Below are 10,956 nucleotides of genomic sequence, written 5' to 3'. Positions count from 1 at the left end.
TAACTATGTGGACCTTGCAGAAACAAACTACTATGAAGCTGTACGCACAAATACCATAGGAGTGAGAAACCTGGCCTATGGAGCAAAGAAGATCAGTGCCTTTCTTGTCCATTTCAGCACAGACTATGTCTTTAACGGGAAAAAGGCAATACCCTATACAGAGGAGGACATACCCGATCCAATAAATATGTATGGAAAAAGCAAGTACATGGGTGAATTATCAATAAAAGAAGAGCTGGTAAGCTATCTCATCTTCAGGGTCAGCTGGGTCTTTGGTGAGGGAAGGCAGAATTTTATATATAAACTTCTTCAGTGGTGTAAAGAAAGGGAGTATCTTGATATTGCCGAGGATGAGGTCTCCTGCCCTACTTCTACAACAACCATTGTGGATGTAACTCTCAGGGCATTGAGAGAGAGACTCACGGGTCTTTATCATCTCACAAACAGTGGTTATACCACAAGATATGAGTGGGCTTTATTTATCCTCAGAAACCTTGGAATAAAGAAAAAAGTAAATCCTGTTCCCTCATCTATCTTCAATCTTCCTGCAAAAAGGCCTGCCTTCTCAGCAATGAGCAATCAGAAGATATCAAGACTGCTCGCTATCTCTATACCAGCATGGCAGGAAGCTACTCTTGAGAGATTAAAGCTGATATAGATCCCTTAAAAAGGGCCATCCTTTATCCCTTTTTGAAAGAATCGGTTCTTTAATGGGCCAGTCTATATTGAGCTCGGGGTCATTCCATATAATTCCAGCCTCATGTTCAGGTGAGTATTCCTTTGTGGTCTTATAAATAACCTCTGCACGCTCGCTAATTACCTGAAAACCATGGGCAAACCCGGCTGGTATATAGAGCATTCTTCTATTGTCTTCAGAAAGAATCACGCTCACCCATTTACCGAAGGTTGGAGAACCCTTTCTTATGTCCACTGCAACATCAAATATCTCTCCCCTTATACATCTAAGCAGTTTTCCCTGGGCCTCAGGCTCTTTCTGAAAATGAAGACCTCTCAGGACTCCCTTTAAAGAGCATGAATGATTGTCCTGGACAAAATCCTCTTTTATACCAGCTTTTAAAAATTCAGACCTCTTATAGAATTCAAGAAAAAAGCCCCTCTCATCACCGAATACCACGGGCTCTATGAGTACAAGGTCAGGTATTTCAAGTCTGTAAAAACTGAATGGCATATCCTTCTATTCCTCCTCAGCAATCTGAAGGAGATACCTTCCATAAGAGTTTTTCTTTAAGGGCTCTGCTAATCTCAAGAGCTGTTCTCTATTTATATAACCCAGTCTGTAGGCAATCTCCTCTATGCAGGCAATCTTGAGTCCCTGCCTCTGCTCAATAATTCTTACATATTCTGAGGCATCAAGAAGGGAATCGTAAGTACCCGTATCAAGCCAGGCAAAACCCCTTCCCATGAGCTCCACCCTTAGTCTTCCTCTTTTAAGATATTCATTATTAAGATCAGTAATTTCAAGTTCACCCCTTTTTGATGGCCTGAGTGTCTTTGCTATCTCTGGAGCATCTTTATCATAATAATAAAGGCCTGTTACTGCATAATTTGACCTGGGTTTTTCTGGTTTTTCTTCAATGGATATAACCTTACCCGAAGGGTCAAATTCTACAACCCCGTATCTTCCGGGATCAGCCACATAATAACCAAATATTGTAGCACCCTCTTTATAGCCGGAGACCCTTCTTAATAGCTCTGGAAGACCGTGACCGAAGAATATATTATCTCCAAGGATCAACCACACATTATCTTTGTTAATAAACTCCTCGCCAATTATAAGTGCCTCTGCAATTCCCCTGGGCTCTGACTGGACTGCATACTGAAAATTAAGACCGAGATGACTGCCGTCATTAAAGAGTCTTTTAAATCTATCAATATCCCCGGGTGTTGAGATTATAAGGATCTCCCTCACTCCTGCAAGCATGAGAACGGATAGGGGATAATAGATCATGGGCTTGTCATATACAGGTAATAATTGTTTTACCGTACCAATAGTTATTGGATAGAGCCTTGTGCCACTTCCACCGGCAAGGATAATACCTTTCATGAAACCTCCCAGTTAATTTAACTATAGTCGTTCAAATTATCTTATATAGTTTATTATAATTATTCATGTCTATTAAACTCCTCATATTTGACCTTGATGGAACCCTTGTGGATTCAAGGGTTGATATCACAAATGCAATTAACCATGCCCTGAAGGATTATGGTATTGGTCCTTACAGTGTTAAGGAGATAACATCTCTTATTGGAAGAGGTATAACAAAGCTTATAGAAGAAATTATTAGACCCCATCCAGGTATTCCGCTAAAAGAGGTCATTGAAAAATTCCTTAAGTATTATGAAATCCATATTATTGACAACACAAGACCCTATCCTCATGTAAGGGAGACGCTTGAAGAGCTCCGGGATTACAAAAAGGCTGTTATCTCAAACAAGAGAGAATATCTATCAAAAAAGACCCTTGAAGGACTGGACCTTTTAAAATACTTTGATATGGTCCTTGGAAGTGACAGCACACCTGAGAAAAAACCATCACCTGTACCTGTATTTACTGTACTTGAAACGATGAATATCCGTCCTGATGAAACGGTTATCATTGGCGACAGTGAACTTGATGTAATGACAGGAAAATCTGCTGGCATAGCCACTATTGCGGTAACCTATGGTTACAGACCTAGAGAAATGCTTATTGATGCAGATTATATTATTGATAGCATAAAAGACCTGCCTGAACTTCTAAAAAGAATTCGGTATTCATCTTGAGCAAATATTGAACTTCATTTCTTTTCTGTGATACTCTAAAAATAAATGAAAAAGATTCTGAATCCTGAAGTGTGGTTCTTTCTTTTCTTTACAGGTCTTCTTTTATTGAACTGGCCATTTCTTGCTATTGCCCATAAAAAGGCATGGCTTTATCTGACAGGTATATGGGCATTCTTTATAGGCGCTATCGCACTTTTTACCTTTATTTACAGAGAAAGGTGAGATGTTTTCGGCTGCAAATCTCTTTGTAATAGTCTTCTTCTATCTCATACTCCTTTTCATACTTGCCTATTATGCTGAAAAAAAGGAAGGCACAGGAAAGAGCATTGTAAATAATCCTTATATCTATTCTCTATCCCTTGCTGTTTACTGTACTTCCTGGACATTTTATGGTAGTGTTGGAAAGGCTGCAACCTCAGGACTTTCTTTTATAACAACATACACAGGCCCAACCCTCATGGCAGCACTATGGCCCGTGCTGTTAATTAAGGTTATAAGACTAGCAAAAACCCACAGGATAACAACTATATCTGACTTCATAAGTTCCAGATACGGAAAATCCCTCTTTCTGTCAGGTCTTGTTACTGTAGTAGCAGTTGTGGGTATAACACCCTATATTGGACTACAGATAAAGGCTATCATAAGCACCTTCAGTATAATCTCTGGCGAGACAAAGGCAAGTACCTTTGCCGGTTTGATATTCACAGGAATGCTGGGTGTCTTTGCCATTATATTTGGTGCAAGAAGACTGGATTCCTCTGAAAGGCATGGTGGCCTTGTCTTTGCTATTGCCTTTGAATCAATGATAAAACTCATAGCCTTTATCTTTGTTGGACTCTTTGTAACCTATGGACTCTTTGATGGTATTGGAGACATATTAAGAAAAATTGAAGAGACCGAACATGCTGTCCTACTCTATCTCGGCCGGACTGATACCGATTATTCTGAATGGTTTGCCCTGACATTTCTTTCAATGATGGCAATAATGCTGCTTCCAAGACAGTTCCAGATGGCTGTTGTTGAAAACTACAGTGAATCCCATGTAAAGACAGCCTCCTGGCTTTTTCCCTTATATTTATTTCTGATAAATATATTTGTCATACCCACAGCCCTGGGTGGCCTTCTTCTTGGAGGAGATCCTATCGGAGCAGACTATTTTGTCCTGTCCATCCCTCTTGAACAGGGTAATAAGTACCTTTCCCTCTTTGTCTTTCTCGGAGGCTTTTCTGCAGCAACAGGTATGGTCATAGTTGAAGCCCTTGCCCTGAGTACCATGGTTATGAACAGTCTTGTAATGCCTGCAGTGATAAGATTCCATGAAGCAGAAGGCTTTGCACGGATGGTGCTTAATATTAAAAGGATCGTGATAATGATAATTGTATTTCTCGGCTATCTCTTTGCCATATCCATCGGTGAATTTTATAGCCTCGTAGACATAGGCCTTAAGTCCTTTGAAGCAGTTACACTCTTTGCACCAGCCTTCTTTCTTGGACTTTACTGGAAAAGGGCAACAAAGATTGGTGCAATTGCAGGTATCACGGGTGGATTTATTATCTGGTTTTATACCCTCATTATACCGGCACTGCTAAGGGCAGGCCTCATAATGCCTGATGGATTAATTGGAAAACTCATACATTCTGCTATCTTCAATCCACATGCACTATTTGGAATAGAAGGATTGGGCAAATGGGGACATTCCCTGCTCTGGAGTATGCTTATTAATCTCCTATTATTTACAGGTGTCTCGGTATTCACCAGACAATCAAGGGATGAGGAGTTACAGGCACTTGTATTTGTTGAGTCCTATGAAAAGCCCGGTGAACTCGGCTATGGAGGACCTTATTCTGTTGAATCCATAGAAAATATTCTTTCAAGATACCTTGGAAAAGAAGGAGCAGAAAGGGCGATTGAGGAATTCCTTCTTGAAAAAAAGAAAAATAAAGAAGAGCTAAATGAGAGGGAACTCCTGGAATTGAGAAATCATGCGGAAAGGGTACTTTCAGGTGCTATAGGGCCTTCTATAGCATCAATAATATTTGAAAATAAACATATACTTACAGAAAAGGAAAGAGCCGAGCTCTCAGAATCAATAAAAAATATTACGGAAAGTCTGAGATTATCAAAACAGGAACTTACCGAGGCACTTAAGGAACTCTCCTATCTCAAGGAATTCAGTGAAAATATTATAGAAAGTGCACCCGTGGGAATTATAACTATTGACAGTTCCCTCAATGTTAAATACTGGAACAGAGAGATGGAGTCGCTCACTGGTATCCCCAGAAAAAGAGCTATAAACACCTCTTTGACTGAACTCATTCCCTGGCTGAAGATTGAGGAGTTCAATAAATCCATGGCAGCAGAAAAGGTCATTGAAAGTCCCTTACACCAGACATTCAGAATAAATATAAGTCCCTTTAAAGACCCTTCAGGCGGTCATGTAATAATATTTGAAGATATAACAGAAAAAAAGAGAATGGAAGAGCAGCTCCTTCAGACATCAAAGCTTGCAAGTATAGGCAAACTCACTGCAGGTATATCCCATGAGATAGGGAATCCCCTTGCCTCCATCTCGTCCTTAGTACAGGAACTTCTTACAGATAAACCAGATGAAAAATTTATAGAAGAAGCCCTGATAACAATAAAAAGCCACATTGAGAGAATCGCAAAGATTGTAAGAAGCCTCAGCGATTTTGCAAGAATATCAAGTTCAGAAAAGAAAATCTCCAGTCTTGAGGAAATACTCCAGAGGACAGTGAATCTTGTAAAATATGATAAAAGATTTAAGAATATTAAGCTTAATATAGATACAGAGCAGGTGCCTGACCTCTTTCTTAATCCTGACCAGATACAGCAGGTCTTCCTGAATCTCTTTCTAAATTCAATGGATGCGATGCCAGATGGTGGCACAATTAATATATCCATAAAGAAAAAGGGACCTTATGTAGAGATATCCTTCAGTGACAGTGGAACCGGCATCGATGATTCAATCATCGACAGAGTATTTGATCCGTTCTTCACAACAAAACCCTCGGGTAAGGGCACAGGACTTGGTCTGAGTATATGCTACGGAATAATAAAGGACCATAATGGTTCCATCTCAGTAAGGAGCAAAAAGGGCAAGGGTACCACCTTCCTTATAAGGCTACCGTTACATTCAGTTTAAGGATACCAGATTATTATTTTATAATAATAGTTATGAACGAAAGACTCCTCATAATAGAAGACGAAGAGACTCTGGCAGCATCCCTTAAAAGGGTTCTCACAAAGGAAGGTTATTCTGTGGACCTTGCTCCCGATGCAGAGTCAGGTCTCGAGATGATAGAAAAGAATTCTTATGACCTGATTATCACGGATATAATACTTCCCGGCATTAATGGAATTGAGCTCTTAAAAAAAGTAAAAGAAAAAGAGCCTGCCCAGATTGTTATTATCATCACAGCCTATGCCTCTCTTGAAACCGCTGTTGAGGCCCTCAGGGCAGGTGCTTATGATTATGTAATAAAACCCATAATCCATGAGGAGATAAAACAGATCGTCAGAAATGCCCTGAGACAGAAGGCTCTCCAGCGAGAAAATATTCTTCTCAGGCGGGAGATAGAGAAACATTATGACTTCAGCCACATAATTGGAGAGAGTCCGGCAATCAAAAAGATTATAGAAGAAGTCAAAAAGATTGCAAAGGCAAAAAGCAATGTGCTACTCCTTGGAGAGACAGGAACAGGTAAGGAACTCATAGCAAGGGCAATACATTTCAGCAGCAGCAGGGCAGAAAGGCCCTTCATTCCTATAAACTGTAGTGCAATACCCGAGAACCTCCTTGAATCAGAATTCTTCGGTCATGTAAGAGGAGCATTTACAGGTGCCGTGAGTTCAAAGAGGGGCCTTTTTGAAGAGGCAAATGGTGGCACAGTATTTCTTGATGAGATAGGAGAATTGAGCCCCGGACTTCAGGCAAAGCTTCTGAGAGTTCTTGAAGATCAGGAGATAAGACCTATTGGTAGCAATCAATCTGTAAAGGTAGATATAAGGTTTATATCGGCAACAAACAGAGATCTCTTACAGCTTGTAAAGGAAGGAAGGTTCAGGGAAGACCTTTATTACAGAATAAATGTTATCACCATCCAGCTTCCTCCTTTAAGAGAAAGGGGCAATGACATAGAGCTCCTTCTTAATTATTTTGTAGAAAAATACTCAAGAGAGCATGGAAAGAATCTGGTAAAGATTGATAGAGATGTTATTGAAATCCTGAAAGCCTATAACTGGCCTGGTAATATAAGAGAACTTCAGAATATAATAGAAAGGGCAGTACTGGTATCGGACAACGGTGTTATAAAAAAGGAACATCTACCAGAGAACCTTCTACATAAAAAAGAAAAATCTTTTACTGAACAGGCACTCACAGATAAGCTCTCTATAGAGGATTACACAAAGGCATTTATAATGAAATACCAGAATGAATACACAGAGCAACAGCTTGCAGATATGCTTGGAATAACAAGGAAATCTCTCTGGGAAAAAAGAAAGCGCTGGGGAATTCAGAGAAAATAGTTCGAAAAGTTAATTGTTACAAAAAGTAAAAATTACCATCCCTTTTACAATTACCTTTAGTAACAGCAAAACCTGAATTAACAAAAAAATTTATGGTCTTTTCAATATGTTATATATTTTTTAAAACTGGCACATATTTTGCTTATTTTTATAAACTCACTATGCTTATTGAAGAAATTATTAAATTTCTAAAGGATGTACCACCCTTTCAGTTCCTCCAGGAAGAGGAACTGAAAGGAATTGCTCTCCATCTTAGCCTTGAATTCTATCCTAAAGGTACTCTCATACTCAAACAGGGAAGTCTGAACACAGAGGGTCTCAGGATAATAAAAAAGGGTGCTGTTAAGGTCTTTATTACAGGCCCATCAGGAGAAGAGATAACAGTTGATTATCGTGGCGAGGGTGATAACTTCGGCCTGTGGTCAATTGTGTCAAATGAAGGACAGAAGACCAATGTAATTGCTACAGAGGATACTATCTGTTATCTATTGCCAAAGGAGAAGGTTCTTCAATTACTTGACAGGAATGCAATTTTTACAGAATATTTTTTAAAATCACACCTTTCAAGATATCTTGACAAAACACTCAAAGAAATACAGAAAAAGAGTCTTTCTCTCACACCACCTGATAGAGCCCTTTTCACAACCAGGATAGAGGATATTGCCTCAAAAAATGTTATTACCGTTAATCAGAATATAACGATAAGAGAAGCTGCAGAAATTATGGCAAAAAACAAAATAAGTTCGGTGGTTATTGTGGATGAAAAAAATTTACCTGTTGGTATTGTGACTGATAGAGATCTCAGAGAAAAGGTTGTTGCCAGGGCGAGGGATGTGAACGAACCCATATCGAATATAATGAGCCTTCCCCTCATAAGGGTGGATGCAAATGATTACTGCTATGAAGCAATACTGAAGATGATAAGGCACAGGATTCATCATCTGCTTGTAATAAAAAATGGTGAGCTTAATGGAATACTTACAAATCACGACCTCCTCTTGCTGCAGGGCACATCACCTCTGGCACTGGCTCAGGAAATACAGAGTCAGCAGACCATTGAAGGTCTCGCATCTCTATCAAAGAAAATACCAAGACTGGTAGGCCTGTTACTTAAAGAAGGTGCACGGGCAAGCAACATAACAAAAATAACCTCTGAAATAAACGACAGCCTTGTAAAGAGGGTTCTTGAGCTTTCAGAAAAGCGATTCGGCAAGCCTCCTCTTCCCTACTGCTGGATTGCCTATGGAAGTGAGGGTAGAAAGGAACAGACCTTCAAAACAGACCAGGACAATGCCATAATATATGCTGATCCTTCAGATGAAAAAGAGGCAAAAGAGGCAAAGGAGTATTTTAATACCTTTTCTGAATATGTTATTTCCTCACTTGTTGAGTGTGGCTTTCCCCTCTGCCCCGGAAATTATATGGCTAATAATCCGAAATGGAGACAGCCGATCAGTGTGTGGAAAAAATATTTTTCCGACTGGATCACCACTCCTACAGCCCAGGCAATACTTTCCTCTGTAATCCTCTTTGATTTCAGACCTGTTCATGGAGAACTTACACTTGGAGAAAAGCTGAGGGAACATTTACTTGAGACTCTCAGAAATCAGGACATATTCCTGGTGCATATGGCTCGCCTTACTGTAAATGTTAAACCTCCTATAGGATTTTTCAAGACCTTTATTGTGGAGAAAAGTGGAGAGCATAAAAATGAATTAAACCTTAAGTTTAAATGCATAGCACCCTTGCTCAATATAGTGAGACTCTTCAGCCTGGAAAAAAGAATCCCCGAAACATCAACACTTGAAAGAATTAAAAAATTGAAGGAAATTCATGATACAGTAAAACAATATGGAGATGAATTAGAGCACGCCTTTGAATTCTTAATGCTTTTAAGAATAGAACATCAATTACAGCAGTTAGAATCAGGTCAAAAGCCAGACAACTATATAAACCCTAATACACTCAGCAATCTTGAAAAAAAGACCCTGAAGGATGTTTGCAGGCTAATATCAGATATCCAGGATTTTATAGAGCAGAGATACATGCTTGGAAGGATAATGTAAGATGTTGAGATTTATACAAAGATTAAGAAAAGAAGTAGCCCTGAGCAGGAAATTTAACTATATTGATATGAGTATACCCATTGATAAAGCCAGTTATGTTGTGATTGATCTTGAACTCACCGGCCTTAACCCCCAGAAGGATTCAATTGTCTCCATCGGTGCCGTAAAGATGGATGGAGACAGGATAAGACTCGGAGATTTTTTTTACAGAATTATCAATACAGACCTCTGCCACAAAGAAAGCATTCTAATACACGGTATAACTCCCTCTGAATCATCCCTCTGTCCTGAGATAGAGAAAATACTTCCTGAGTTTTTGCATTACTGCGGTAACAGAATAATCGTAGGACATTTTGTATCAATAGATGTCAGTTTCATAAACAAAGAATTAAAAAGGCTTTTTAATAAAGTAATTAAGAACCCCGTTCTGGATACAATCAGGATTTATAAGTGGCTCACTCGAAGGAAAATAAAGGCCGATGCCTTTTACGAAGGCAAATCAGAAGGGAAAACCCTATTTGATCTGGCAAGAGAGCTTGATATAAATATAGTTGAATTCCATAATGCACTTTATGATGCTTTCATAACAGCTCAGATATTTCAGAGGTATATCCATTTTTTAAAATCGGAGGGAATCGTGAGCCTGGGGGATCTGCTGAGGATAGGAGGTGAGAGATGAAATGACATTTTAATTTCAATCCCCCTTCAATGTCTATATCTAAAAATTAAAAAATAATCTTAAGGAGGTAAAGATGTCAGAAGAAAGAAAAGAGAGACTCAAGGCATACTGGAGACAGAATCTAACATACATAATAATACTTCTTTCAATATGGTTTACTGTCTCCTATCTTTTCGGGATAATCTTTGCAAATGAACTTGATAAAATCAAGATATTTGGCTTTCCTCTAGGATTCTGGTTTGCCCAGCAGGGATCTGTTATAACCTTTGTGATTCTGATTGCAGTTTACGTAAAGCTCATGAATGAGCTCGACAGAAAATATGATGTTCACGAAAAATAAAATATAAAGGGAGGAAAAGGAGATGGGTATATTAGCCTGGACGTGGATAATAGTTGGAGCATCCTTTGCTCTATATATAGCCATTGCTATATGGTCAAAGGCAAAGACAACAGGGGAATTCTATGTGGCAGCAAAACAGGTACACCCTGTGCTTAATGGAATGGCTACAGGTGCAGACTGGATGTCGGCTGCTTCCTTTATCTCAATGGCCGGAATGATAGCTTTTCTCGGAAGAGATGGCTCAATGTATCTCATGGGATGGACCGGTGGATATGTACTGCTTGCAATGCTTCTGGCGCCCTACTTAAGGAAATACGGAAAATACACTGTTCCCATGTTTGTGGGAGAAAGATACTATTCCCAGTTCGCCCGTATGGTTGCAGTGCTCTGTGCCATATTCATATCCTTTGTATATGTTGCTGGACAGATGAGGGGTGTGGGAGTTGTATTCTCAAGGTTTCTTGAGGTTGATATAAATACCGGAGTCCTTATCGGTATGGGAATAGTTTTCTTTTACGCTGTTCTTGGTCTGTCTCTTA

General features: G+C 39.4%; 11 protein-coding genes. 9 read left to right on the top strand and 2 right to left on the bottom strand.

What is annotated here, in order from left to right; genetic code table 11:
• Positions 1–658, top strand: a 658-nt coding sequence (locus N2257_09295; GenBank protein ID MCX7794579.1) for an NAD(P)-dependent oxidoreductase, incomplete at its 5' end; no start/stop codon positions are given.
• Here the strand turns inward: N2257_09295 and rfbC are convergent.
• Positions 644–1,189 carry a dTDP-4-dehydrorhamnose 3,5-epimerase gene (gene rfbC, locus N2257_09290; GenBank protein MCX7794578.1) on the bottom strand — a complete coding sequence of 182 codons (546 nt, stop codon included), beginning with the start codon at positions 1,187–1,189 and terminating at the stop codon, positions 644–646. The two genes, N2257_09295 and rfbC, sit on opposite strands and share 15 nt — an antisense overlap.
• 6 nt (positions 1,190–1,195) lie before the next feature.
• Complete coding sequence (gene rfbA / locus N2257_09285) at positions 1,196–2,065, bottom strand: glucose-1-phosphate thymidylyltransferase RfbA (protein ID MCX7794577.1); 870 nt, start codon at positions 2,063–2,065, stop codon at positions 1,196–1,198.
• 65 nt (positions 2,066–2,130) lie between these two features.
• Between rfbA and N2257_09280 the strand changes: the two genes are divergently transcribed.
• The 8 genes from N2257_09280 to N2257_09245 all read left to right on the top strand — a co-directional run.
• Positions 2,131–2,784, top strand: coding sequence for an HAD-IA family hydrolase (locus N2257_09280; GenBank protein ID MCX7794576.1), 654 nt, complete (start codon positions 2,131–2,133; stop codon positions 2,782–2,784).
• Between the two features lie 45 nt (positions 2,785–2,829).
• Positions 2,830–3,006: a hypothetical protein gene (locus N2257_09275; GenBank protein MCX7794575.1), complete on the top strand. Its 177-nt coding sequence runs from the start codon at positions 2,830–2,832 to the stop codon at positions 3,004–3,006.
• Position 3,007: 1 nt separating this feature from the next.
• Positions 3,008–5,947, top strand: a complete 2,940-nt coding sequence (locus tag N2257_09270) for an ATP-binding protein (GenBank protein ID MCX7794574.1) — start codon at positions 3,008–3,010, stop codon at positions 5,945–5,947.
• 32 nt (positions 5,948–5,979) lie between these two features.
• The gene (locus tag N2257_09265) at positions 5,980–7,332 is read left to right on the top strand and encodes a sigma-54 dependent transcriptional regulator (GenBank protein ID MCX7794573.1); all 1,353 of its coding nucleotides are present in this window, start codon (positions 5,980–5,982) and stop codon (positions 7,330–7,332) included.
• A gap of 161 nt (positions 7,333–7,493) precedes the next feature.
• On the top strand, positions 7,494–9,398 hold the full coding sequence (locus N2257_09260; GenBank protein MCX7794572.1) for a DUF294 nucleotidyltransferase-like domain-containing protein: 1,905 nt from the start codon (positions 7,494–7,496) through the stop codon (positions 9,396–9,398).
• Position 9,399: 1 nt separating this feature from the next.
• Complete coding sequence (locus N2257_09255; protein ID MCX7794571.1) at positions 9,400–10,077, top strand: 3'-5' exonuclease; 678 nt, start codon at positions 9,400–9,402, stop codon at positions 10,075–10,077.
• Between the two features lie 73 nt (positions 10,078–10,150).
• Positions 10,151–10,417: a DUF4212 domain-containing protein gene (locus tag N2257_09250; protein ID MCX7794570.1), complete on the top strand. Its 267-nt coding sequence runs from the start codon at positions 10,151–10,153 to the stop codon at positions 10,415–10,417.
• 22 nt (positions 10,418–10,439) lie between these two features.
• Positions 10,440–10,956: cation acetate symporter (locus tag N2257_09245; GenBank protein MCX7794569.1), on the top strand; the 517-nt coding region annotated here is incomplete at its 3' end.

The organism is Thermodesulfovibrionales bacterium, assembly GCA_026417875.1.
Taxonomy (GTDB): domain Bacteria; phylum Nitrospirota; class Thermodesulfovibrionia; order Thermodesulfovibrionales; family CALJEL01; genus CALJEL01.
The sequence above is the reverse complement of the archived record's forward strand: the minus strand, read 5'-3'. Positions and strand labels throughout refer to the sequence as shown.